The 25,775-nt window shown below is 37.8% G+C and carries 23 protein-coding genes and 1 tRNA gene; 7 read left to right on the top strand and 17 right to left on the bottom strand.

What is annotated here, in order from left to right; genetic code table 11:
- Positions 1-40 precede the first annotated feature (40 nt).
- Complete coding sequence (locus C4S38_RS01695; RefSeq protein ID WP_099465011.1) at positions 41-631, bottom strand: DUF4251 domain-containing protein; 591 nt, start codon at positions 629-631, stop codon at positions 41-43.
- Positions 632-732: 101 nt separating this feature from the next.
- Between C4S38_RS01695 and C4S38_RS01690 the strand changes: the two genes are divergently transcribed.
- Together C4S38_RS01690 and C4S38_RS01685 are read left to right on the top strand one after the other, a co-directional pair.
- The gene (locus tag C4S38_RS01690) at positions 733-1,446 is read left to right on the top strand and encodes a 2-phosphosulfolactate phosphatase (RefSeq protein ID WP_103982277.1); all 714 of its coding nucleotides are present in this window, start codon (positions 733-735) and stop codon (positions 1,444-1,446) included.
- A gap of 6 nt (positions 1,447-1,452) precedes the next feature.
- A complete protein-coding gene (locus tag C4S38_RS01685) occupies positions 1,453-2,490 on the top strand; it encodes a Gfo/Idh/MocA family protein (protein WP_099465013.1) in 1,038 nt (345 codons plus the stop codon).
- Between the two features lie 72 nt (positions 2,491-2,562).
- Here C4S38_RS01685 and C4S38_RS01680 read toward each other — a convergent pair whose 3' ends face one another.
- The 3 genes from C4S38_RS01680 to C4S38_RS01670 form a co-directional block, all read right to left on the bottom strand.
- Positions 2,563-3,831: a DUF3843 family protein gene (locus C4S38_RS01680; RefSeq protein WP_103982276.1), complete on the bottom strand. Its 1,269-nt coding sequence runs from the start codon at positions 3,829-3,831 to the stop codon at positions 2,563-2,565.
- 111 nt (positions 3,832-3,942) lie between these two features.
- Positions 3,943-5,475, bottom strand: a complete 1,533-nt coding sequence (locus C4S38_RS01675) for a hypothetical protein (protein WP_103982275.1) — start codon at positions 5,473-5,475, stop codon at positions 3,943-3,945.
- Positions 5,476-5,519: 44 nt separating this feature from the next.
- Positions 5,520-8,351 (bottom strand): TonB-dependent receptor, encoded by a 2,832-nt coding sequence (locus tag C4S38_RS01670; RefSeq protein WP_103982274.1) that lies wholly within the window; start codon positions 8,349-8,351, stop codon positions 5,520-5,522.
- A 222-nt stretch (positions 8,352-8,573) separates the two neighbouring features.
- Here C4S38_RS01670 and C4S38_RS01665 point away from each other — a divergent pair, with 222 nt between their 5' ends.
- The gene (locus C4S38_RS01665) at positions 8,574-9,050 is read left to right on the top strand and encodes a toxin-antitoxin system YwqK family antitoxin (protein WP_103982273.1); all 477 of its coding nucleotides are present in this window, start codon (positions 8,574-8,576) and stop codon (positions 9,048-9,050) included.
- A gap of 26 nt (positions 9,051-9,076) precedes the next feature.
- Here C4S38_RS01665 and C4S38_RS01660 read toward each other — a convergent pair whose 3' ends face one another.
- From C4S38_RS01660 to C4S38_RS01610, 11 genes are all read right to left on the bottom strand, one after another.
- Positions 9,077-9,511 (bottom strand): RNA-binding S4 domain-containing protein, encoded by a 435-nt coding sequence (locus tag C4S38_RS01660; protein WP_099465018.1) that lies wholly within the window; start codon positions 9,509-9,511, stop codon positions 9,077-9,079.
- Positions 9,512-9,513: 2 nt separating this feature from the next.
- A complete protein-coding gene (pth, locus tag C4S38_RS01655) occupies positions 9,514-10,080 on the bottom strand; it encodes an aminoacyl-tRNA hydrolase (RefSeq protein WP_099465019.1) in 567 nt (188 codons plus the stop codon).
- 92 nt (positions 10,081-10,172) lie between these two features.
- Positions 10,173-10,763, bottom strand: coding sequence for a 50S ribosomal protein L25/general stress protein Ctc (locus tag C4S38_RS01650; RefSeq protein ID WP_103982272.1), 591 nt, complete (start codon positions 10,761-10,763; stop codon positions 10,173-10,175).
- A gap of 134 nt (positions 10,764-10,897) precedes the next feature.
- Positions 10,898-11,689, bottom strand: a complete 792-nt coding sequence (locus C4S38_RS01645; protein WP_103982271.1) for an SDR family NAD(P)-dependent oxidoreductase — start codon at positions 11,687-11,689, stop codon at positions 10,898-10,900.
- A complete protein-coding gene (locus C4S38_RS01640; RefSeq protein WP_099465022.1) occupies positions 11,689-12,912 on the bottom strand; it encodes an NADH:flavin oxidoreductase in 1,224 nt (407 codons plus the stop codon). Before C4S38_RS01640 ends, C4S38_RS01645 begins: the two co-directional genes overlap by 1 nt.
- A gap of 29 nt (positions 12,913-12,941) precedes the next feature.
- On the bottom strand, positions 12,942-13,661 hold the full coding sequence (locus C4S38_RS01635) for a response regulator transcription factor (protein WP_103982270.1): 720 nt from the start codon (positions 13,659-13,661) through the stop codon (positions 12,942-12,944).
- Between the two features lie 11 nt (positions 13,662-13,672).
- Positions 13,673-13,966 (bottom strand): PG0541 family transporter-associated protein, encoded by a 294-nt coding sequence (locus C4S38_RS01630; RefSeq protein WP_103982269.1) that lies wholly within the window; start codon positions 13,964-13,966, stop codon positions 13,673-13,675.
- A 79-nt stretch (positions 13,967-14,045) separates the two neighbouring features.
- Positions 14,046-17,171 (bottom strand): efflux RND transporter permease subunit, encoded by a 3,126-nt coding sequence (locus C4S38_RS01625; protein WP_103982268.1) that lies wholly within the window; start codon positions 17,169-17,171, stop codon positions 14,046-14,048.
- 13 nt (positions 17,172-17,184) lie between these two features.
- Positions 17,185-18,207 carry an efflux RND transporter periplasmic adaptor subunit gene (locus C4S38_RS01620; protein ID WP_103982267.1) on the bottom strand — a complete coding sequence of 341 codons (1,023 nt, stop codon included), beginning with the start codon at positions 18,205-18,207 and terminating at the stop codon, positions 17,185-17,187.
- Positions 18,208-18,239: 32 nt separating this feature from the next.
- Positions 18,240-19,616 carry a TolC family protein gene (locus C4S38_RS01615; protein ID WP_103982266.1) on the bottom strand — a complete coding sequence of 459 codons (1,377 nt, stop codon included), beginning with the start codon at positions 19,614-19,616 and terminating at the stop codon, positions 18,240-18,242.
- Positions 19,617-19,629: 13 nt separating this feature from the next.
- A complete protein-coding gene (locus C4S38_RS01610) occupies positions 19,630-20,229 on the bottom strand; it encodes a TetR/AcrR family transcriptional regulator (RefSeq protein WP_103982265.1) in 600 nt (199 codons plus the stop codon).
- A 242-nt stretch (positions 20,230-20,471) separates the two neighbouring features.
- On the opposite strand from C4S38_RS01610, the gene C4S38_RS01605 reads away from it, so the two are divergent.
- Positions 20,472-21,377 carry a helix-turn-helix domain-containing protein gene (locus C4S38_RS01605; protein WP_103982264.1) on the top strand — a complete coding sequence of 302 codons (906 nt, stop codon included), beginning with the start codon at positions 20,472-20,474 and terminating at the stop codon, positions 21,375-21,377.
- A gap of 8 nt (positions 21,378-21,385) precedes the next feature.
- On the opposite strand, the gene C4S38_RS01600 is transcribed toward C4S38_RS01605, so the two are convergent.
- Positions 21,386-21,907, bottom strand: coding sequence for an HdeD family acid-resistance protein (locus C4S38_RS01600; protein ID WP_099465030.1), 522 nt, complete (start codon positions 21,905-21,907; stop codon positions 21,386-21,388).
- Between the two features lie 474 nt (positions 21,908-22,381).
- On the opposite strand from C4S38_RS01600, the gene C4S38_RS01595 reads away from it, so the two are divergent.
- Positions 22,382-23,317, top strand: coding sequence for a DUF6624 domain-containing protein (locus tag C4S38_RS01595; RefSeq protein WP_103982263.1), 936 nt, complete (start codon positions 22,382-22,384; stop codon positions 23,315-23,317).
- 36 nt (positions 23,318-23,353) lie between these two features.
- Here C4S38_RS01595 and C4S38_RS01590 read toward each other — a convergent pair.
- A tRNA-Gly gene (locus C4S38_RS01590) sits at positions 23,354-23,426 on the bottom strand.
- A gap of 78 nt (positions 23,427-23,504) precedes the next feature.
- On the opposite strand from C4S38_RS01590, the gene argB reads away from it, so the two are divergent.
- Together argB and C4S38_RS01580 are read left to right on the top strand one after the other, a co-directional pair.
- A complete protein-coding gene (argB, locus tag C4S38_RS01585; RefSeq protein ID WP_103982262.1) occupies positions 23,505-24,272 on the top strand; it encodes an acetylglutamate kinase in 768 nt (255 codons plus the stop codon).
- Positions 24,273-24,294: 22 nt separating this feature from the next.
- On the top strand, positions 24,295-25,764 hold the full coding sequence (locus tag C4S38_RS01580) for an ATP-binding cassette domain-containing protein (RefSeq protein ID WP_103982321.1): 1,470 nt from the start codon (positions 24,295-24,297) through the stop codon (positions 25,762-25,764).
- Positions 25,765-25,775: the final 11 nt, after the last annotated feature.

The raw sequence follows: 25,775 nt of genomic DNA, 5'->3' as shown, positions 1-25,775 counted from the left end.
ACGGAGCACCGCCATCCTTATTATAGAAAAGTTGGACATGTTAATAAGTTGTTCCCTGGAAAATATTTGAGTCAGAGTATGGTAGTAATGTACCTGTCATTGTCAGATTTCTACCTGAGAAATTCGGGTCTACAGTAACGGTTGCATTATTTGAACCATTGATAAGAACCAAGTTCACAGTTGCAGAAATAAATGTACCCATAACACTCATGCTTAGATATACATTTCCTTTGTCATCTTGTTTGGTCTGTATATTAGAAGCCATACCTTGTACGGTGATACCGCCTAATCCGTTAGGACCAGGGTTTGGGTTCATAGTAGACGCGATTTGTACCATTGCCTGCCCGTTGTTCAACGACACAAAGTTAGTATTAGAGTTTACATAGTATACAGGTCCGTTCATTGGTTGTATGCTATTTGCTTCCAATACGAAAGATTGATTATTGATTGCTTGTACGGCCGAATTGAACTCTTGCGCGTCCATGATAGCATCTTGTGCTAATCTTTCTTGTTTCTTTACTTCTCTTTCTACTTTTTTGGCTGCTTTTTCTACTGATTTCTGAGCCTTAATCTGAGTCATTCCGCACATTGATACGGCAAGAACGACGATGAAACTTACAATTCTCTTCATAAGATTTAGTTTTAAAACGGTTTTAAATTGTATAGATTAAACATGGACGACGGGAAAAAGTTCAAATAATCTACTAATTTTGTCGGAAATAATATGCTAGTATGAAGATAGATGTATGTTTCTCTCCTGCATTGTATCAGGTTTATCACGACCCTGAATCGGTTGTCGTTGTGGTAGATATTTTTAGGGCGACAACAACAATGGCTGCCGCTTTCCGGAATGGTGTGCGAACTATTCGTCCGGTTGCTACTATTGAAGAGGCACAAACATATAAAGCTGAAGGTTGGCTGGTTGGGGCCGAACGAAATGTAAAGAAATGCGATTTTGCTGATTTTGGTAACTCTCCATTCGATTATACTCCGGAGAAAATATCGGGGCATGATGTTGTTTTCACTACGACAAACGGAACCAAGGCTATTACTGTAGCAAAAGATGCATACCGGGTTATAACCGGTGCATTTGTAAATTTAAAGGCTGTTGCTGATTATTGCTTGCTCCACCAACACAATGTTGTTGTTTTGTGTTCTGGCTGGCAAGATAAAATAAATATAGAGGATACTACTTTTGGTGGAGCTTTGGTTGATTTGCTGGTTAAATCAGGCCAATACGTTCCGGGTAGTGATGCTGCTTTAATTGCACGTGATATGTGGAACGCCCATAAAGATGACCTTCTGTCATATATGAAAGAGACGGATCATATGGCACGTTTGGTTGCGAAGCATTTGGAGGATGCAGTTCCTTATTGTCTTATTCCGGATAGTGTTTCTTATGTGCCGGAACTTGAAGTACAAGAGAATATTTTAATTTTACATTGATATATTATGGATCAACAACACATTTCGAAAATACGTTTTGGTGTAGTAGGAACCAATTTTATTACGGACTGGGTGATTGCCGGTGCGCAGCAGGATGAACGTTTTGAGCTTGTTGCTGTTTATTCGCGAACACAAGAAACAGCAGATGCATTTGCTGCTAAATATCAAATTCCATATACGTTTACGTCTTTGGAAGAAATGGCTGAAAGTCCGGTAATTGATGCTGTTTATATTGCATCCCCAAACTTCCTGCATGCTTCACAAAGTATTTTATGTATGAAACATGGTAAACATGTTTTATGTGAAAAACCTTTAGCTTCCAATGCTAAAGAGGCGGCAGAAATGATAGAGGCTTCCCGTAAATATAACGTGACATTGATGGAAGCGATGAAACCTACGCTTACGCCGAATTTTCTTTCTGTACGCGAAAACCTGAATCGGATAGGGGTGATTCGTCGTTACTTTTCTTGTTATTGCCAATATTCGTCTCGTTATGACAAATTTAAAGAAGGTATTGTTTTGAATGCTTTCAATCCGGAGCTTTCCAATGGAGCGATGATGGATATCGGTATTTATACTATTTATCCAATGGTTGTTTTATTTGGCCGTCCTAAAAGGGTGGAAGCAACGGGAGTTGTTTTATCATCGGGTGCAGATGGCCAGGGGGCTGTCAATTTTGAATATGACGGTATGAATGCTACAGTTTTATATTCAAAGATTGCTAATTCTTCTCTGCCGACGGAGATACAAGGAGAAGATGGAAATATAACTCTTGACCGGATTAATATAATCAGTCATGTAACTTATGCGCCTCGTTTAGTGGCAGCTTCGGGTAGGGGACCTGCTCCCGAGTCTGAGAATGTAAGTGCAACGACCGATAAAGATGAATATTTCTATGAAGTAGCCGAGTTTATCAACCTGATACTTTCTGGACACAGGGAGTCTGCAATTAATAGCCATACGAATTCGTTGATCACTTTGGAAATTATTGATGAAGTACGACGCCAGTTAGGTATTGTTTATCCGGCAGATATTGAAAAATAAATAAGACGATCCGGTCAATAGCGAATTATGTTTCAACGGTAAAGACCATAATATCTTTACCGTTGAGGCATATTATTCATAGAGGTATTCCCGGGTGAAATAGCGGTTTATAAATTGCCAGTCATCATGAATGATGGCTTTGCCTCTTTCCACACTGACTGTACTTTTGGTTTGGGCATCTGCTAACATCCCTTTTTCTTCTAAAATTTTTAGCATAGAGGGAGTGCAATGTCCTACAATGAAGAATGACAGTCCTTTTTCGCCGGCAAGTTTTTCGTCATAAAAAGGATTGTTCTCATCTTTTATAGCTTCGATATTTGTATCCATAAACATAAGGCCATCTTCGGGAGTAGCATAAATAGCCAGTTTTTTACCTCTTAATCTTTCAAGAAAGTGAAATTCTTTATCTAATGAAATCCCTACTTTTTCTGTTAAGAATTCTTTTATTTCATTTAGGTCTTGGGAGTAAACAAGTAGTTTTCCGTCTGCTGCTTTTTTAAACTTCTCATAGCTTTCGAGGTTCTTGCTTTTTATTTCATCCGATATCATTTTGTAAGTGCTTTTTTCGACAACTAGCTTAAAGGCATTTGTATCCGGATGTGTTGCCGGCAGAATTCGATAGAGCCATTCCGGAGAGGTGAGTGCTAATAATGCCGTATGATCGGTATAAGCAAGAAACTGATGTTGCTGTATGATTATTCTGTTTATATTTTCTTGGTATGGATCTTTCTGTAATATCTCTTTAACCCGCTCCGTTAATTCCAAAGAGTGATCGGTAAAAAGATATGAATTATAATGAAACCAGAAAAGCAATTCTTCGTAACGGCCCGGCTCGGTATAGGATATTTCCGGACTGAATAATTTCTGTAGTGTTTCATTTTCGGGTGCAGTTGTCCATTCATCACAGAATAACTGATAGATTAGCTTGCCTGTTTTTTCGTTTGTTGCATTGTCCGGATTTACAAATGTACTTTTACGATAGCCATGATATTGTTGTGTATAATGCCAAAGTAGGAAACGGATATCTTCCAGATTCACTTCATCGTCATAGTAATGGTCGTCGGGGGTATAAAACGGCAGATATTTGCCGAACATTTCTTTGTGAGTGGTGATGAAAGTACGCCATATGTTTGTTTGTGAAATCACATCTTCAAAATAAGCAGCCATCCTAGTACAGATTTGTTTTGGTTCATCATCTTCAAATGAAAAAATCAACCCAGTCTTCTCCATAATATCGTAGATTCGGTTGGCTATGTTTGTATAGTAAAGGTCTGTAGTACCAGACTGTTTGTATGGATGCAATTGCAGCCAGTCGTTTGGATAAATTTTAATGTTTTTCATGTATTTTACTATTATGAATTAACTATACAAATGTAACAATTTAATATGAGAAAGGCTACCTATCCTGTGATAAGTAGCCATAGAATTTACACCTTGTAAATCAAGTGAAAATTAGTATTTTGTGTTCTGAGGATCAAAGTTAGTCCATCCTTTCATCCAGTTGTCTGTGTCAGAATCACTTTTGAAAGCTCCGATATAATCAACTTTGTCAAAGAATGGGTCGTTTAGCATGGAATCGTTAAACAAGCCTGTATGTCCAAGCAACGGACTTCCTGATTTTGGACCGTAGTTGGGTGAAGAAGACATACTGTTCGGTTGATTCAGGCCAAGTTCTGTAATCTTTTCAAAATATTTGTTACCGGTTTGTGCAAGGAAAAATGTATGAGAAAAAGATATTTTGCCGGCATCTTCATTTGTTCCGTCTGTAGAAAATTGATCTTTCCATGATTTATTTACATCGGACCCCAATACGTTCATTTGTGCAAAGTAAAGGTTATTTAATTTTAAATCTCCGTTTGCCGCCCATGTTTGTGTCGTACCTTTTTGGTTATCCAATAATAACCCCACAGGATAGCCCATTGCTACTGAGTTGAAACAGTTTAGTTTGCTATTGCGACGGATTTGCATAGCAGCCTGGAATGTCCCCATTTTAGAACCGTTGTTCGGATATAAGTTTCCGGCGTTGATATAGTCGGATGTATTTGAGAAATCGTTGGCTTGTCCGATCGGACCGACAAAGGTAACGTTACTGAATGTACAGGTGGTAAACGGTGTCTTGGTGGAACCATCGGCATCGTTGTCCGATTCGAAACCATTAGATAAAGAAGTATCAGCTATCTTTGGATGGCGCACGCTTAGCAGAAATTGAAGTTTGCCGGAGAACCCGTTGTCGGTGTCAAACTCATCGTCCCAACCATGATAAGCTACCAGATATTTGCAGTTTACTGTACCTCCGAACCATTCATACGAATCGTCATTTGAATAGGAAACCTGCAGGTGGTCTACCTTCGTATTTCTTCCTACAGAGCCGAATGTAATACCATTAATTTCCTGGTCCTTTTCGAAAGGATAACCAGCAAATTCTACACGAACATAACTGATAATCCCTGAATTGTCATCGTCATTATCGCCTCCGTATTTACTTCTTGGACCACCCTCAATTGTTTTTTCTACTCCGTTGTTTTTGGCTTTACCGCAAATAATCAAACCACCCCAGTCTCCCGGACGGCGAGACCCTGGAGCTTGTTCAGAGGTAAAGACAATGGGAGCTTCAGCCGTGCCTTGCGCAAGCAATTTACCTCCACGTTCGACAATCAAAGCGGCTTTTGTTTCTTTATCTCCTTTAATGATGGTACCCGGCTCGATGTTCAATTCTACTCCGTCTGCTATATAGCACCATCCTTTCATGTGGTAAGTTCCTTTTTTTAGGGTGTATTTGCCTTTTGGCATTTCGAAGTTTTGATCTCCATTTCCTAATTGGGTCATGGTGCCGTCTTCAGCTTTAAACAACAAAATGTTTGCCAGTTCGTTTTCTTCCGGGGTTGGATCCGGAGAATTATTGTCATTGTTGTTGCTGCATGATGTGAGGGAAGCAATAAAAATTGCCGTAGTGAAGAATAAACTTTTCAATTTTACTTTTTTCATGTTCTCTTTGTTTAAGTAAATAATAAAGATGTATTTAATTTTAATTATAATAAGCTATAGCTCAGTGTAAGAAAGAAGTTTTTTCCCGGCTTGTACTGTTTTGTGATTTGTGTGCGTTCTTGAAGTATATTGTTTTTATCGAAGAACTTAGGATATTGGACAAATGTCACTTTTTCTCCCAGAAGATTGCGGATGCTGGCTTTAACTTCCCATCTCTTGGCAAATTTCTTACTGAAATTAATATCTATTGTATTCCGGGCCAGTTCGTATGTGTCGGGGAAATCATTGTTAATGGAGCCGTCCTCTGTCATGTCGGCATTGCCTACTTCCATGATACGTTTTCCGATCCGGTTGTAAAGTATGCTGGCATTAATGTCATATTGTTCGTTTTGATAAAAAAATCCGGTATTCATGATGTAAGGAGATTGTCCTTGCATAGCACGGTTTTTATCTTGACTCTTTTTTTCGAATTGTACATTGCTTTTAATATAAGCTCCGTTGAAATTCCAACTGAAATTTTTCAGACCTAAGAAATCCAGATTTTTTTTGATCTCAACTTCTATTCCGTAATTGTTGGCGCTTTTGGCATTGACATAGGTGTAGGTGTAGCTACCGCCATTATCTATGTATGTCCATTCGATCGGATTGTCGAAACGCTTATAAAAAAGAGCAACGGAAATTACTTCGCTGGCTGCCGGATAATACTCATAGCGAATATCTGCATTTTGTATGTAAGCAGGTTTCAGATCCGGATTACCCATTACACTGCTGAAAAGGTCGAAATCATAATATACAGAGTTAGACACCTCTCGGAATTCGGGGCGGTTTACTGACATACCATATGCCAGGCGCAGTTGGTTTTGCTCATTGAATTTGTAGCTTGTGTTCAGCGATGGGAACAGATGATTACTCGGATATTTATATTCTTTGGTTTTCCAGTCTTTGATTGTTGTATAACTGGTTAGTTTCATATTATTGTATTCATACCGGACACCGGCATAAATATCCAGTTTATTGACAGGTATGTTAATTCCCAGATAGCCGGCGGCGAGAATATTACTGCCTTTGTAACTGTTACGATTGTCGGTATCTTCGTAGATATAAACTTTGTTTGTACCAAAGTTGTCGGGGATTAGTATTTCATCGATAACATCCATATATTCGAATCCGGATGGCAAATTCTGGTTATTCCATCGGTAGTAAAAAGCACGGTTGTTGTATTCGCGATGACGATATTCTGTATAAGCTCCGGCTTTTAGTGTAGGTTGAAGATTCCCAATCTGAATTTCACGTTGGTAATTGACAGTTGCCGATCCGATATTTTCATCTAGTCTGTAGAAGAAGCGTTTTATTTCATTCTGGTCTATGCGCATTTCGCCTTCGTGGGGATCACCGGCAAAACCGTTTTCTTCGCGGTTAATAATGCGGCGGTCCGGTTGATTCTTATTGGCATAAGCATAGCCTATACTCCAATCTGTTTTGGATTTATCGTGATTGTGTGTGCCTGTGAATTGGCCGTTATAGGTTGTGCGGCTGCTATAGAAATATTCTTCTTGTTTTTGGATATATTGTCCGCTGTTGAACAGAATACCGTTTCTGGTGGTGTACCGGCTTTGTCCCAGTTGATTTATAATATTCTTGAATTCGTACTTGTCGTGGTCGTTGGGCATATAAGTGAAGTTTATCATCCCTCCGAGGCGAATGTCATTGCTATAAACATTATCAGTATATTTGTTTTTATAGTCAGGTTGGTCTTTGTCAACATCGTATAGACTATAACGGGCATTCAACATGTCATTTTGTGTCTTATAGGCGTTAGTGTAGTTAATAGCACTAATAATGGCAAAATTCTTGCCGTTTCCCAGATCGAATTTGTGGTTAAAAGATGCGTTTAGTCGTAAATCGGCAATGGGAGTCTTGGTTTTAACGCTCCAGTTGTTATTGAATCCGTTACGAGTGATATGCTCTACTGCTGTTTTGTTATTGTTGTCCAAACGATTTGTATAGAAACCTTCCAGTTTGCGTAATCCGCCATCAAAACCTAAGAAATCTGTTGCACTTCCCGGACTATACAGAAAATCTCTGAAATGTGTCTGGTCATTCATGCTTCCTCCTACGGAGACAGAAAAACCATTTTTGCCAGGAACATCTTTCGTATTTATTTTAATAAATCCTCCAGAGAAATCAGCCGGAATTTCAGGTGCCGGGCTTTTTACCACTACCATGTTATCTATTTGAGAACTAGGAATGATGTCGAAAGAGAAAGCGCGTGCATCTGCTTCCGAACTAGGTACGGCACTGTTGTTGATCCATACATTATTGTAACGTTGTGCCAGCCCTCGTACCATTACGAATTTTCCGTCAATAATAGAGATTCCGGGAATACGTCTGATTACCTCTGAGGCATCGCGGTCTTGAGTTCGGATAATTTGTTGTGCTGATATACCAGATTGAACCAAAAGACTAGCTTTTGTGGCTTTTAGCATAGCCAGATCCGTATTTTGCTTTACATGGGCAATAACTGTAACCCCTTCAAGAGCCAGACTGGCTTCTACCATTTCTGTATTCAGCACGGTTCTTTGTCCTTTAGTTACCGTAACATTACTTAATTTGACAGGAGTATAGGATATATATTTAATGTTGATTGTATATATTCCCGGATTTATATCGAGAATGACAAAGTTTCCATCCAGATCGGTTACAGTTCCTATACTGGTACCTTCTAATTGTATGGTAGCACCCATTAAAGGCTCTTTGGATGTTTTGTCAATAATAGTACCAGTTATAGAACCATTGCTATTGTCTGCTAGTCCCGTAAAGTTAGAGAAGAGTAATAAAAATAAAAAGAAATAAATCTTTTTGTAGATACTTTTCATACGTTTTCTTTCTTTATATAATTGTGCTGCAAAGATCGAACAGGTATATTACGAGGTTGCGACAGTTGTCAAACGAATTTTTTACAAGTCTGTTTCAAAAGAATGACAACTTTAACTGGTATGCCAGAAGGGGCATATGACATATGATTGTCATTTGTTTACAATGGTTTTGAAATAAGGCAGGGCTACTTTTGCGCACATATTAATTTTAGAAAAATTCTTATGATAAAGAAAGCATTTCCTGTTGCACTGTTTTCAATAATGTCAGCATCTACCTGCCTGGCTCAGGATTTGGTATTGAGTGAAGGGCAGTATTATACGGATGAGTCATTAATAAAGCTTTATACGGGGCGTTATACCGAATTTTATGATGACGGTATGCTTAAAATGGAATTGTACTTACAGGCGGGACGACCGGAAGGTACTTATGTCATTTATTATCCTGATGGAAAAACAGCGGAAATACGCGCTTATTATAAAGGACAGTTTCATGGGGAATGGCGTACATATAATGAAGAAGGAAATTTAATAGCATTAGCTACTTATCACGACGGCCAAAAAGATGGTCCGTGGCGAATCTGGAATGACAAAGGTATCCTGAAGTTTGAGATGTTTTATATAAAAGGTAAGAAATCCGGAATCTGGCGAACCTGGAATGATGAGGGTTGTTTATTGTCTGAAGAAAAGCAGGATAAATAACAGGTATTTGTTTTTTCAAATGCCTGTTATTTATCCTCATCTTCTGAATTAAAATCAAACTCAAAATCAAAGCCATCATCAAGAAAGTCGGGTTCCGTAAATTGTTCTAATTCACGACGGTCTTTCTTGGTTGGGCGACCCAATCCTTTTGCACGGTTAACAAAACCTGATATCCGGTTCATTTCTAATATTTCGTATTGATCGGGAGTTGTTACGTTTTCCATGAAACCGGGAACTAATTTTGCTCCCATACGGTTTTGGGCCAAAGCCAATACTTTGAATGAAAAAGTGATAGGTGGTTTACGTACTTGAATAATATCTCCTACCTTAATCATACGAGAGGGCTTTACATTAACCCCGCCAACCATTACCCTGTTTTTTTTACAAGCTTCGGCTGCAATAGTACGGGTTTTGAATATGCGGGTTGCCCACATCCATTTATCTATACGTACTTCGTTCATGATTATTGTTTGTTATTATACTGATTCATTGTGTTTTGAACACCGGAAAGACAAAAGCTTTTTATCATTTCTGATGCGCGTTCCAGTTTTTCGGGCATGTACTCTAGTTCTTCGGGCGTAAATTGTCCAAGCACATAGTCTATTTGACCTCCACGAGGAAAGTTGCTGTCTATGCCGAAACGAAGCCTGCAATATTCCTGAGTGTTAAGTATCTGAGCTATATTTTTCAGACCGTTATGACCGGCGTCACTACCTTTAGGCTTTAAACGGAGAGTCCCGAATGGTAAAGCAAGATCGTCTACTATGACTAATAGATTTTCAACAGGAATATTTTCTTTTTGAAGCCAGTATCGTACAGCGTTCCCGCTGAGATTCATGAATGTGTTTGGCTTTAGAACAATTAGTTCGCAATTTTTTACGCGCATACGGGCAATAGCCCCGTAACGTTCTTCATTGAATAATGCACCGGCATCTTCAACCAATTTGTTTACTACCCGGAAACCGATATTGTGCCGGGTTCCCCAATATTCGGAACCAATATTACCAAGTCCCGTTATCAGATATTTCATTGTTTTATGGTTTATATATATAATGAAAGGGGACTATTCTTACGAATAAAGCCCCCTTCTTATTTATAGAAAATATTTTCTAAGTAAGAATCTTATTTACCAGCAGTTGCCTGAGCACCACGAGCTGCACGTGTTAACTGAACAGCGCAAACAACAGAATTCTTAGCATTCATTAATTCAAGACCTTCGAAATGCAATGCACCTACCTGCATAGTCTTTCCAAGACCTAAATTGTCTACGTTGATAACTAGTTTTTCAGGAATCTGGTTGTAAAGAGCTTTAACTTTTAGTTTTCTCATCTGCAGAATTAGCTTACCACCGGCTTTAACACCTTCGGCATGGCCTTCCAAAGTAACAGGAACTTCTATTACTACAGGATGCTTTTCGTTAACTTCTAAAAAGTCAATGTGAAGAATTGCATCGCTTACCGGGTGGAACTGTAAATCTTTAACAATTGCTTTTGTTGCCTTACCGTTGATTGTTAAATCTATAATGAAGATATCCGGAGTATAAATCAGATTGCGAACAGCATCCAGACTTACATAAAAGTGAACTACTTTTTCACCACCGTATAAAACAGCAGGAATTTGATTGTTTGAACGCAGAGCTTTCAATGCTCTTTTCTGATCTGCAGAAGCTGCTGCAATTTCTCTTGATTTTCCTTCTAATTGAAATGTTTTCATTTTCTTTTTTGATTTGTGTTACTCAAAATTAGATGTTTTCGCTTTCTAATTTTTCCATCACACGATGCGTGGACTGAAAAAGCGATGCAAAGGTATGCTTTTTCTTTTATCCGGCAAGTATTTTATTATCCTTTTTAATCAGTTGTCGGTAATAATTTGCTTTTTCGCATACACCATCTTATAAATCCTGCAGGTAATAACAGGATAAGAGGAAGAACTATTTTGTTTAATATACCAGGCATGAGCATTGCTTTACGGTGTAAAAGTGCGTTTACTCCTTTATATGCAAGTGTTTCGGCTCTCATCATGATACCCAGGTTAATGGCAAGGATCTTGAGATGATCACTTAAATTATACAGATTTGTACATACCGCACCCGGACAGAGTACAGTGACACTCACATTATAATCATATAGCTCGGAACGCAGTGCTTTTGAAAAGCTTTTTAGGTAACGCTTGGTAGAGGCATAGAGGGCAATTCCCGGATAAGGTAACCACGCAGACATGGAAGACATGTTAAGTATAAATCCATATTTGCGTTTTTTCATTTCTTTGCCGAAATAATAGCATAACTGGGTGGGGGTAGTGATATGTAAATAAAGCATTTTTTCAGTCAGCTCTGCTTTTTCATCAGTAAACTCCTTGAAATAGAACATTCCTGCATTATTTATCAATATATCTATCTGAATTTTTTTTTGACAGCAAGCATTATATAAATTTTTTGCAGCATCAGGTTCTGCTAAATCTATGTATAAAGAGAATACCTTGATTGAATATTTTTCGGCAAGAATATTTCCCTTTTCTTGTATAATTTGCTCTTCATTGCTGACAATAACAAGATTATATTTGCGGGATGCCAGTTCTTCAGCATAAGCATATCCTATACCGGAACTGGCTCCGGTTATTAAAGCCCATCTGTTTTCCATCACTTATACTCCAATTGTTTTATTTCTTTAATGAGTTTTGCCGGTAAATTTTGTATGTGTTTATGGCATGCCATTTCTGTTGAGTACATGCGGCCAATGCAATAGTTACTATGTCCGCAGTCGCAACGGGCATGTTCATCTTCCTTCATGCGGTTGACAAAACCAGGTTCATTAATTAACGCCCGTGCCATGCTTACAAATTCAAAGCCATGATTTAAAACTTCGTCGATTTTGTCTCTGGAGACTAATCCGCCAACATAAACTAAGGGTAACTTTAGTGCAGCCCTGAATTTTAAAGCATCTTCTAAAAAATAAGCCTCCTTGAAAGGTAGAGAGGGTATCATAAAACGTCCTCCGATTTTTACGCCAAGAGGAAGCCATCCATTAGGCATATAATAGGTAAGAGTTTTTAAAGGCATTGCTCCCCGCATTACGTACATGGGGGCTTTGCTTACAAATCCGCCGCTAAGAATCAAAGCTTGTGCCCCGCATTCATTTTGTAGGGTACGGGCCACTTCCAATGACTCATCAAGTTCCATACCTCCTTTAAACCCATCCCGCATATTCATTTTTACTAAAACAGCTATATCAGAACCGGCTGCACTCATAACCTCTTCCATACACATTTTCATAAAACGCATGCGGTTTTCCAAGCTTCCTCCATATTCGTCTTTCCTATGGTTTGTGTAGGGCGATAAAAACTGGCTGATCAGATAACCGTGTCCCGCGTGTATTTCCACAGCGTCCATGCCTGCCTCTTTGGCGAGCTTGACAGCTTGCCCGTATGCTTTGGCAATGGCTGTTATTTCAGATTGCCTCATCTTTCGAACCAGGGTTGGCGAATAAATATTGAAACCACTGGAGGCTGACATCGGCGTGCACCCACAAATGTTTCTATGGGACATGTTTCCGCAATGTCCTAACTGGATGGAAGCAGCTGCTCCTTCTTTATGGATAGAATCAGTAATATAACGTATGCCGGGTATAATTTCAGGTCGTAGCCAAAGTTGACGCTCAAATGATAAGCCGCTTTGCGTTACTGCCGCATAAGCTAAAGTAGTCATACCTATACCTCCTGCTGCAACTGATTTATGATAATTATAAAGCATTTCGGAAGGAGCATTGCCCGGAGCCATACTTTCGAAAGCTGCAGCACGTATTGTGCGATTTCTTAATGTAAGAGGCCCTATCTTACTTGGTGTGAATAGTATTGATTTGTCCATTTTATTTATATGATGGTTTATGTTTCAGATTATTTTGTGATTAGTTTATAACCCTTACCATGAACGTTTATAATGCTTATAGTGGGATCGTCTTTTAATAAATGACGTAATTTAGTAATGTAAACATCCATACTTCTTGCACTAAAATAACTATCACTTTTCCATATAATTTTTAATATGAAATCTTTCTTAACCAGCTGGTTTGCACTTTCACAAAGTAATTGTAGCATTTCGCATTCTTTTGTTGTGAGTCTTGTACTTTTATTGCCAACGGATAAAATTTGTTTCCGTAAATCGAATGTAAATGCTCCGAACTTATAATACCATGTTGTTGTGCTTTTAATATTGCATGTCCGCCTTAATATTGCATATAAGCGTGCTTTTATCACATCAGTACCTATTGGCATACGTATAAAATCATCAGCATAATGATGATAGGCTGCAATCACTTCTTCTTTTTCTGGGTGATATCCGATGAAAATGATTGAAGTCGCGTCATTTATTGCTTTTATATCAGTGACCAAATCAAAATAGCTCTTTACAGTATCCTGCGAAATGATTAAACATGCTACATAATTGTTTAGACGATATAGAGCACTCGCCTGATCTGTTTTATGACAAAGATCAACGTCGTATTTCTCCGTTATCAAGCATTCTTGTAGAATGCTGCCTAAATTGCTATCCTGATCAAATACAAGTATTTTTAAAGGATTACCTGATGCGGAACAATTATTGGCTGATGATTTCATGCTTTTATTATCTAAATAGTTTTTTCAATATTCCAGACAAATGCACGTAAACCTTGGGCTTCTGTTTGCTGGTCTAATTGATGTAGCAAATCGAGGAAATGATCAACTTTGCTATCTTCCACCATTGTAAGAATTGCAGAATTTAATGTAGGCCACGCGTGATTGCCGTAGTGTGGCTCACCTGTTTTACTTCCGCGTCCTTGTACAACGTCCCAGTAAGTGAATCCCTTGATGTTATTCCTGTCCATAAGGGCGACTATCATTTCGTAATAAGCCTGGTTGAATGATATAAATATTGCTTTCATATATTTTTTATTTAATAAGTATGTAGCAATAAGTGCCCATAAAGATATTAAAAAATATCCTAAAAGGCACTTATTTGTATTATAATTCTCCGCGACGGTACATGCGGGCTATTTTTTTATGTCGCCGACGTACGCCGTTTCCTGCAAATACAGCATATACAACCGGTACGATAATTAATGTAATTAAAGTAGAAACAGAAAGACCCCATGCTACTGTCATACCCATAGAACGCCACATTTCAGAACCTTCACCAGTTCCGATAGCCATAGGGATCATACCTAATACGGTTGTTAAGGTAGTCATTAATACGGGACGAAGACGAGATTTGCCGGCTGTTACAACAGCATTTAATATGCTTTGGCCACGTTCGCGACAAAGAATAGTGTAGTCAATTAATACAATACCATTCTTCACAACAATACCCATTAGCATAATAACTCCGATTAATGCCATTACACCTAACGGGGTTTGTGTGATTGATAATCCCAATACAATCCCGGTAAAAGCAAATGGTATGGAGAACATAATTACAAATGGGTCTGTCAGTGATTCAAATTGTGCTGCCATGACAATGAATACTAATATAATGATCAGAATCATCAAAATGGTTAGATCTTTGAATGTATCCATTTGATCCTCATAAGTACCACCTAATTGCCAGCTTACATCAGACGGGATATCCATCTTCTTTAATTCATTGTGCGCAGCAGTTACAATATCACTCATAGCTGCTCCTTTACCAACTACGGCTGATACGGTGATTACGCGCTCGCGGTCTTTTCGTTCGATAGTAGGAGGAGTCATACGCTCTACTACTTTACCTAAATCTCGAATGCGGATACCTTGACCGGCCGAATTGTAAATTACGATGTTTTCTATATCCTCAACCTTTTGACGAAATTCCGGTGCATAACGAACTTTGATGTCATATTCGTCTCCGTCTTCCCGATATTTGGAAGCTGTTGCTCCATTAATGCGATTTCGAAGAGCTAATGCAGCTGTTGTGATATTTAATCCGTTCAGTGCAAGTTTTTCGCGATCGAAATCAACTTGATATTCAGGTATATAATCTTCACGACTGATATTAACCTGGGAACAGCCTTTCACTTTACGCATGCGCTCTGCCAAGTCGTTTGCTACAGCATCCGTTTTGGCAAAGTCGAATCCGTAGATTTCGACATCAACGGCATTCTGCCCTCCCATACCTTCTTCTTGTCCTCCTTCTATTACTTTGAATTTCTTAATCTCGGTAAATTGGGCAAGGTCTTTGCGCATTCCTTCGCAGATTTCAACCAATCCACGTTCACGATCGCCAACACTTGATAAATTGATATAGTAATCAATGATATGTGTTCCATTATTGCTTAATTGTGCCCAGGTATTATCAGAATCGGCTTGTCCTTCTGTAAAATTGCTTGTTTTTATTTCCTGATATTTTTCCCGGAAAAGTTTGTCTACTTGCAATGCCAGATTACGTGTAATATCTTGGCGTGTTCCGACCGGCAATTCTATATGGACACTAATTTGGGCATTGTCTTGAGTTGGGAAAAACTCTGTTTTGATAGTAGGCACAAGCAGCATACTGCCACCAAAAATCATCACAGCCCCTAATATGACTGTCTTACGATGACGTACAGCCCAATATAGAAAGCGCGAATATACATAATCTAATTTGTCCAAAGCCTTTTCTATAGGAGTGAAAAACAAAGTATACAAGCGTCCTTTATTTAAATTAAGACGGAGCATTTGTGAACTTAACATCGGTGTTAAGGTCAGAGCTGCAACCGTTGAAACTATCATAACGATACTAACCATCCATCCTAATTGCTTGAACAAAATTCCGGCCATGCCTGTAACCATAGTTAGCGGTAAAAATACAGCTAACATAGTCAAAGTGGAGGCAATAACGGAAATAGCCACCTCATTGGTTGCATGTACGGCTGCCTGTTTGGGAGAACTACCCCTTTCGATGTGGGTCGTAATATTTTCCAATACTACAATGGCATCGTCTACTACCATGCCAATTGCAATAGACAAGGAACTCAAAGAGATAATGTTCAATGTGTTTCCTGATGCTAATAAATAGGCAAATGACGCGATTAGTGATATAGGAATTGTTAAAACGATAATAAACGTTGCTCTCCACCGGCCAAGGAATATGAATACAACTAACATAACAATAATGAAAGTTACAAAAATGGTATCTTGCAAACTATTAATTGTATTCAGAATGTTAGTTGAGGTATCCATGATAACACCTAGTTTTACATCCGAAGGAAGACTTGCCTGTATTTCCGGTAATTTCTGATGTACTTTTTTCGCAATATTTACAGAGTTGGCTCCTGATTGTTTTTGTATAACAATCATACCTCCTTTTTTACCGTTGTTGTAGGTCTCTTGCGCGCGCTCTTCTATACTGTCTTCAATACGGGCTACATCACGTAAATATATAGATTTACCGTCTTTTGAACCGATAACCAGATTTTCCATTTGATGTGCGTCGGTAAACTCTCCTTGTACACGTAATGAGTAGGCGTTTGAGCCGATATCAACGCTACCGCCCGGAGTGTTCCTGTTTTCTTGTGCAATGATGGAAGAGATACCTTCAATTGAAATTCCGTATGCCTCCAGTTTGTAAGGATCACAATATACCTGTACCTCACGGGTTGGTGTTCCCGAAATAGATACAGCACCGACTCCACTGATGCGGGCTAATGGGTTTGATACTTTATCATCTAATATTTTATAAAGTGCATTCGTACTTTCTTCGGCAGTAACCGACAGGATTATGATGGGGATATCGCTAGTGCCGAATTTAAAGATTATAGGATTATCCACGTCATCCGGCAACATTGGCTCTGCTACGTCCAGTTTATCGCGGACATCATTTGTTGCCACATCAATATCAGTACCATAGTCAAATTCAAGAGTAATGACTGAAATGTTTTCTCTTGACTGGGATTTTATGTGTTTTAAATCACTAACACTATTCAACACGTTCTCCAGTGGCTTGGATACGTTCATTTCGATATCCGCAGCACTGGCACCGGCATAAGACGTCATTACCATAATGGTGTTGGTCTCTATTTCCGGTAATAAATCAACGGATAATCTGGTTAAGGAAAAAAGACCGAAAATAACGATGGCTACAAAAACAAGAGCTGTTGTTACCGGTTTTTTTACCGCTGTTGCATATAAACTCATATTGCCTTATTTCTTACTGTTCAATTTCTACTTCCATTCCATTGTTCAAACGGCTTTGACCTGAAACTACTACCATATCACCGTCATTGATTCCTGAAATGATTTCATATTTATTATCCATACGGCGTCCCAGTTCTACTTTTTGGTATGAAACTTTGCCGTCTTTATATACATAGATGTAACGATCTCCTGCACCGGATTGCTTAACAATGGCAAGATCCGGAACTACTATATGGTTCATCGTCCCAAAAGTGATAGTAACACGTGCAAACATTCCCGGACGAACACGTTCATCGTTATTTGCGATTTTTATTTCGACAGGAAATGTTCTTGTAGACGGATCGATGGTGGGATATATCAGGCTGATTTTTCCTTTGAATATCTCATCTCCATATACGTCTAATTTGATATCTACTTCATTCCCTTTTTTTACTTTTGTGAAAAAGCTTTCCGAAACGTTTACCAATAGTTTTACGGGGCGTATTTCTTCTACGGTATAAATAGGTTCGGCAGCGGTATACATATCACCCGAATCGTAATTACGTGCAGTAATGACACCCGTTATAGGACTAAGTAACTGAGTGTTTTCCTGAAGGTTTTTGTATGTCTCGCGAGCAACTTCCAACGCTGTTTTTTGTGCATCCCATGCCGATTTGGAAGCTCCTCCCACTTTGTAAAGTTCATCTATTCTTTTAAATTCTATTTCCTGGTTATCCAGTTGAACTTTGGATTGTTTTAAATTTGTAGCATCCATTTTAACGAGTAATTGGCCTGCTTTAACATGATCTCCAACCTCTGCAAATAATTTTTCAATACGAAAGGGTGTTTGCGGAGCAATGCGGTTTACAATGTTAGCTTCAACTGTAGCGGTGAACTCATTCAGTTGTTCAACGTCTTGCATGGATACTTTTTCTATTTTGACTTTAGCTTTTTCATTGACGGTATCTACTGCCTCGTTCTTTTTTTCTCCCGAACATGACATTAGTATAAGTAATGCAACTGCGGGAATTGCTGACAGTATTTTCTTTGTTTTCATATTGTAATTAGTTTATATTATACGTTTTGAAATTAAAATTTTTGTTCTCCGGAAATCTTTTCAAGTTCGGATTTCGCTATGATATAATTGTAGATAGATTGGTTGAAATTCAATTTGGCCTGAGTCATAGCCAATTCTGAATCATTTAGTTCCAATAATGTTCCAGCTCCTGTATCATAACGTTTTTGTGCGATTAGGTAACCCCGCTCTGCTTGTTCCATTCCTTTTTGAGCTGCATCAAATTGTTTGATGCAGGTACTCATATTGTCCATGTATTGTTTTATGGCTAATTGCAAATTACGCTCGGTATCTTCACGTTGCAATTTTAACTGGTCAATAGAAACCTGGGTTTGCTTGGTTTTGTAAAACCGGCTTCCTCCGGTAAACAGAGGTATAGATAATGTAACACCTATCATAGAATAAGGATTCCATTGATAATCTTTGAATTTAAAATCATTGTTCATTGCGCTCCACTGATATAATCCGGTCATTGAGAGAGTAGGCAAAAAGTCGAATTTTTGCATTATTAATGTCTTTTCCAACTGTTTGCTTTGTAAGTCAATTAATTTTAAATTCGTGTTGTTTATTAAAGATGTGTCGGTAGACAGGAAATCTCCGAATAATTCGGATTCGTAGTCGGTCAGACGCCCTTCGCAATCGATGTTTAATTCCAGATCCATACCTAACAATGCTTTTAGCTGCCATTTGGCCAAAGTAAGTGAATTTTCTGCCTGAAGCATATTTGGCTCGCTGTTTTTTACTGTTACGTTTGCTCTGATGAGATCGTATTCTGCAACGGTTCCTTGTTCGTATTTCTTTTTTACGTCCAGATAATTTTCCATTGCATTATCATAACTCTCTTTGAATACACGGTAAGAGTCGTTGGCTAATAACACGGAATAGAATGCTTTCTTTACCTGATTAACCATATCAATTTTTGAGGAACGGGCTTGTTCTATTGCCAGTTCTACGTCAACGGCAGATATACTTAAGCTTTTCCATAAAGAGGCATTGACTAAAGGCATGGAAGCATTAAATCCTGTATTCCAGTTGTTGTCGCGCCCAACTTCGAAACCATCTTGCATTCCGCTGTTATCCATGCCTGGTATTTGGGCATCACCTAAATCCATATCCATGTACATTATTTGCTTTTTTAATGTACGGTTGTAATCGGCTGAGAAACTTATTTGAGGAAACAAGGAGGCGTATGAGCCTTTTTTTGCATATTTTTTCTTCTGAATTTCTTTATCGGCTACTTTAATAGTTGGATTTTCGCTTAATGCAATCTCTAGCGCTTTATCCATATCCAATTTTATGACTTCCTGCGATTTTGCAGGAATACAGGTTAAAGACGGCAATAAAGATATTGCAGCCAACACGATTTTATTTCTGATTGATAATTGTTTCATTTTTCTTTTTGTTTTATTTGTATGATTGCTTTATTGCAAACCGGTCTAAAATAATTCTGCCTTTCTCTGTGCTGATTCCTCTTAGAAATGTTAATAATATGGTGCTGTATACTTCTGAAATAGAATAATTTGCAAATATTTTGGAGGGACAAAGCATCTTTGCTTGTTTTTTAGCCAGCAAAGTTAAGATTTTGAAGTTTACATCCTGTAAAAATACACCTTCTTTTTTGCCCCTTTCCAATAATGCCAGACATTTGTCTGAAAAAATAGCTTCGTTTTTTTCTGCCTGTTTTAACGCTTTGGGATATTTTTTCAAATCGTCGTAATATTTCTTATTGTACCATCTATTGTTTTTTAACAATTCTTCATAAAATAGAAGAATAACTTCCATCACAGTGTAAGGTTCTTTCTCTAATTGTTCGATATAGAGCCTTAAGTGTTTGCAGTTTAGTTCCATACCTTCTATTAATAAAGCTTCTTTGTCTTTAAAGAATTCATAAATAGTTCGTTTAGAAATACTCATGTTGTGGGCTATGTCATCCATACTTACGCTTTTTACTCCGTATTGTGCAAAGAGGTCAAATGCAGTAAGCAAAATTTGTTCTTTTATCATATTGTTTTTTAGAGATTTCTATGAATAGAATTTGTAGAATTGAGAAAACAAAGGTCTTTCGTATTTAGAAAACTGAAAAGGTTTATTCCGTTACATGATTGGTCAAAAATGAAAATTATAGGTTCGGTTTTGATCTAATTTATGGAAGATTGTGTTATGGATTGGTAAAAAATGAAACGAACATGGTTTGTAAATGAAAAATACTTATCTTTGCCAGTAAAGTTAAAAAATATTTATCAGACATGGAAAATCTTCCTCTTATTGAAATTGCAGAGTTGAATAAGTCTATTGTTGGTTGTGATAGTTTCCATAATGATTTTTCTATAGCAGATGTAGACGGCAAAGATTCTACAATTTATGAAAATAATGATCCGGAATATTCTACACCAATGCGTTTGAATGCGTTGCTAATGGTTTTGGTAACTGATGGCTCTTCGAAAATAAATATAGATTACATTCCATATACGGTAGAAAAAAATAGTTTTATAACAATTATGCCTACCCATACAGTCCAGATATTGTCTGTGACCAAGGATTTTAAAGCTCGTATGGTGATAGCTTCAAAACCTTTTCTGGAAGAATGTAATCCGAATAAAAAAGGAGCATCTATGGTTCATTATATGCAGATTCGTAAAAATCCATGTTCTGATTTGCAACCGGAAGAAGCCGAACATTTAGAAAATTATATTGAATTTGTAAGGGGTAAAATAAAGCTGCGTACTCATTTATTCCAGAAAGAAGTGATACAAAATGCAATGATTGGCTTCTTTCTTGAGTTGGCTAATATATTTGGAAGCAGAAAGGAGCATATGACCCCTCAGGTCCTTTCCCGAAAGGAAGAACTGTTTGAACAGTTTCTACAGTTGCTTTTTGAACATTGCAAAGAACAGCATGTGGTTACTTTCTATGCCGAGAAATTATTTATTACTCCCCAGTACCTATCCTTAATCCTTAAAGAGCTGACTGGGAAATCGGCAAATAAATGGATTGATGATGCTCTGATTATAGAGGCTAAAATGCTTCTTAAAGCACCTCAAACGACAGTTCAGCAGGTTGCGGATATTTTACATTTTTCCGACCAGTCAACTTTTGGTAAGTTCTTTAAGAAGCATATGGGAATTTCTCCTATGGAATATAGGAAGTCTTAATATTATCTTTAATCTCTGCGGCGGAACTTATACCAGTTTATCAGTTCGGATGCTCCGTAAAAAATGCTGGCAATACCAAATACGATAAAGGTATTTGCTGCGGCTCCGAACGGGTATGCCAATATCATTACACCAGTTATAAGAATTAAAATTGGCATAATGTAAAATCCCCAGGGTACATAACTCCATTTCCTTGCTGAAATAAGAGCCACTAATTGTTGGATTCCCGCAATTACTAATAAAGCTCCTAATATATACATTAATATATTGACAAAAAATGTCGGCATAATAACTAACCATGCGCCGAATAGAATACTTCCCGCACCTTCCAGTGGAAACATGGGGGCAAGCTCCTCTTGTTTGGTATCTCTTGTGAAATAGGCTAAAAGTGAAATAATGCCGGGTATGATAAAGAATATTCCGATGGTAATTACTAAATAAGTAACAGCTGCTTCGGGCCACAACACCAGTACGAATCCTAAAATCATTGCAAAGGCACTGCGTAATAATGCATTGTTAATTTTTTTCATGTTGTAAATTCGTTTTAAAATGTTCTTTTATATATAACAACAAATATACGGTATTTTCTTGCAGCTTGTTCGAATTTGTAAATTCTGTAGAATCGGAATTTTAATTTCATCAGGATCATATTTTCAAAACATCAGTATGTTTTTGTAAAATCATCGGGATGAATATAAAGGACTGTTTGTTTTTTAATTTTGAAGTTTTTTGTATAAGTTAAATTTTTGTTGTGTTTTTTTGTCTCTAAAAAAATATATATTTACAACATGTTGGATTTTAGATTATTAATACAATGAAAAAATAAAAAATTAGATTTGAAGCGACAGATAAAGAAGGTTTTAAAGATTTGTGGTTTATTAAAAAGGATGAAATAGATAGTTGCAAAATATGCGTTTACAGATATATGTGTTTAGACTGTAGGGTATATACATCAGATCCGTCAAATATATATGCTAAACCTTTAAAATGTAAATATAATGTTTATGAAGAATATGACGAAAATAATTTGTGTATTTAGCTTTGTTATACTACTATTTGTTTTTATAACTTCTTCATACGGAGATAATCAAGTAGAAGGAGCTATGGTTGTCAATACAGTATATAACGAATTGAAGGATTCTGCATATATGTATGTAGATGAAAATGATTCGTTGGCATTAGTTTATCTTTTAAAAGCATTTAAAGAAGAAACTCCACAGAATCCGAGGCATTTGTATGATGCGGGAGCACTTGCAGCAAGGTTGGGACAAAAGAGATTAGCTTTTGAAATGTTGGAGATGTCTGTAAATAAAGGGTATTCTTATTATGATCATATGAAAAAGAATACAAATTTTCCTTCTTTCGATGAAGTCCGTTTCAATCTTTGCTTGGATAAAGTCAGGAAAAGAGATTCGTTGTTATATAGAGTCAGTGAAGGACTTGATTCAGTTTTCAAATTGGACCAAGATATTCGTGAACAGTTCGAGAATGAGATTCTTCGTAAAGGAAAAGATACTGAATCTGCAGAGGCGAAAATAATATTGGATAGCATGAGAATTATTGATGATAAAAATTTGGAATATGTAAATAAGTTGATGGATAATAATGGCTTTTTAGGAAACAGTTTGAAAACAAAAAAATCAAAGTTAACCATGTATTTAATTTATCTTCATGCTCCGATCGAAGTGCTCGAAAATAAATTAGGCATTATCAGGCAAGCGGTGAAAAACGGAGAATTAGAAGTTCAGTTATATCCTAATTTTGAAGATAAAATTTTATCAATCAGAAAAGGCGTTCAAAAATACGGAACACAATATCGTGTATTGAATGGAGAGGTTGTTTTTGTTCCATTGCTTGATTCTTTGAATGTGGATTTATACAGATCGGAATTTAATTTAGGTCCCTTTGAAAGTTTTGCGAAATGGATTAAAGGACAATAAAGTGTGTGTGATAATAACTTGCTGATTATCAGATTGAGCGGTAAATGGGGCTCGAACCCACGACCCTCAGCTTGGGAAGCTGATGCTCTACCAACTGAGCTACTACCGCGTTGGATGATGCAAAAGTATATAAATCTTTCTTTTTTTAGTAACTTTGAGCGCAAAAATAATTAGTGCGTATAAATAAATGGAAAAACTTACTTTGGTAAAGGTGGGCGGAAAGATTGTGGAAGAAGAAAGTACGCTTCGCAGTTTGCTTCATGATTTTTCGGCTATAGAAGGATATAAAGTGCTGGTGCATGGCGGCGGGCGTTCGGCAACTAAACTGGCTACACAATTGGGTATTGAAAGCAAAATGGTAAATGGCCGCCGTATTACGGATGCTGAAACATTGAAAGTTGTGACTATGGTATATGGCGGCTTGGTAAATAAAAATATAGTTGCCGGTTTACAAGCTTTGGGCGTGAATGCTTTGGGTTTAACCGGTGCAGATATGAACCTGATGCGTTCGGATAAACGTCCGGTGGCGGAAGTTGACTATGGTTTTGTTGGTGATGTAAAGGAGGTGAATGCAGACTTGTTGGCATCGCTTATTCATCAGGATATTGTGCCGGTATTGGCTCCGTTGACACATGATAAACAGGGAAATATGCTGAATACCAATGCCGATACGATTGCCGGAGAAGCTGCAAAAGCTTTAGCAAAGCATTTTGACGTTACTTTGATGTTCTGCTTTGAAAAGAAAGGTGTATTGTTGGATGAAAATGATGACGAAAGCGTTATACCTGAGATAGACCGGAATACGTTTAAAAAGTATGTGGAACAAGGCATTATTCAGGGTGGTATGATTCCGAAGCTGGAAAATGCTTATCAGGCAATAGATGCAGGTGTTAAACAGGTAATTATTACGCAGGCATCCGAAATACATAATGGAAAAGGAACGCGGATCAGCTGATATCTGTAAGTACAAAAAGAAAATGGATAATCGGAAGAAAATAGTAAGTATACAACAGGTTGTGACCCGTTTACCGGAGCTACGTTTTGCTGCGCCTGTCAATTGGGATATAGAAGAAGGACAGCAATGGGCTGTTATCGGCCCGAATGGAGCTGGTAAAACGTTGATTGCGGATATGATGCAACGTAAGTTTGCGATTAAAGAGGGTGATGTTGTGTTCGGCTATGACGGAAAAGTGAGCGAACTGGTTAAATGCATTGCTTTTAAAGATATTTATTCGTTGGCAGATTGCCGTAATTCTTATTACCAACAACGTTGGCATTCTACGGAAACAGATGAAATGCCTACGGTTGAGGAAATATTGAAGGATTATATAGATACGGAAGAATTAGCAAAAGTGCTATCTCTTTTCGGAATAGAAGAATTATTGCCTAAAAAATTAATATTCTTATCCAGTGGCGAATTACGGAAGTTTTTGGTTGTAAGAACATTGTTAAGCCGTCCCCGTATTCTTATTCTCGATAATCCGTTTATCGGATTAGATGCTCCTTCGCGCGATTTGTTGGTGGAGATGCTTCAGCAGATGACAAAGTTGGAAAGCGTACAGGTTGTTTTGCTGCTTTCTAATCCGAATGACATACCTGAAATGATAACGGATGTGCTTCCTGTTTATAACCGGAATATACTGAAACCGATGTCGCGTACTCAGTTTTTGCAGGATGCGGAACTAGTTGCAAAATTGTTTCCATCCGAGAGAAAATCTGGTTTCTCTCGAGAGAAATTTGTTTTTCTTCCGAATGGAGGTGAAAAAGAGCCTTCCACGCACGAGGTTACTTTTCGTATGGAACATGTTTGTATTAAGTATGGAACCCGAACTATTCTGAAAGATATTGACTGGGAAGTAAAGAATGGCGAAAAATGGGCTTTGTTTGGTCCGAATGGTGCTGGTAAATCTACTTTGCTCAGCCTTGTATATGCCGATAATCCGCAATCATACGCTAATACGCTTTATCTGTTTGACCGGAAACGTGGTTCTGGCGAAAGTATTTGGGACATTAAAAAGAGAATAGGGTATGTTTCTCCGGAAATGCACCTTTATTATATGGAAAATGTTCCGACTATTAATATTGTCGGTTCCGGTTTTTTTGATTCTATTGGTTTGTATCGTAAATGTAATGAGGAACAACAGGGGATTGCATTGGCATGGATGCAGGTATTTGGCATTGGGGATTTGAAAGACCGACCATTCCCTACTCTTTCGTCGGGCGAACAACGTTTGGCTTTGTTGGCCCGTGCATTTGTGAAAGATCCTGATTTAATAATTCTGGATGAACCGCTTCATGGACTGGACGTGAGCAATAAGAAAAAAGCTGCTGATATAATAGAACAATTTTGTTCACGTCCGGGAAAGACGCTGATATATGTGACCCACTATCCGCATGAATTACCGGCTTGCGTTGATAAACGTTTTCAACTGGTGAAACATGCTTAATACTTCAATGT

Origin of the sequence: Parabacteroides chinchillae (assembly GCF_900108035.1) — a bacterium.
Taxonomy (GTDB): Bacteria; Bacteroidota; Bacteroidia; order Bacteroidales; family Tannerellaceae; genus Parabacteroides; species Parabacteroides chinchillae.
This window is presented reverse-complemented; position numbering and strand designations above follow the sequence as displayed.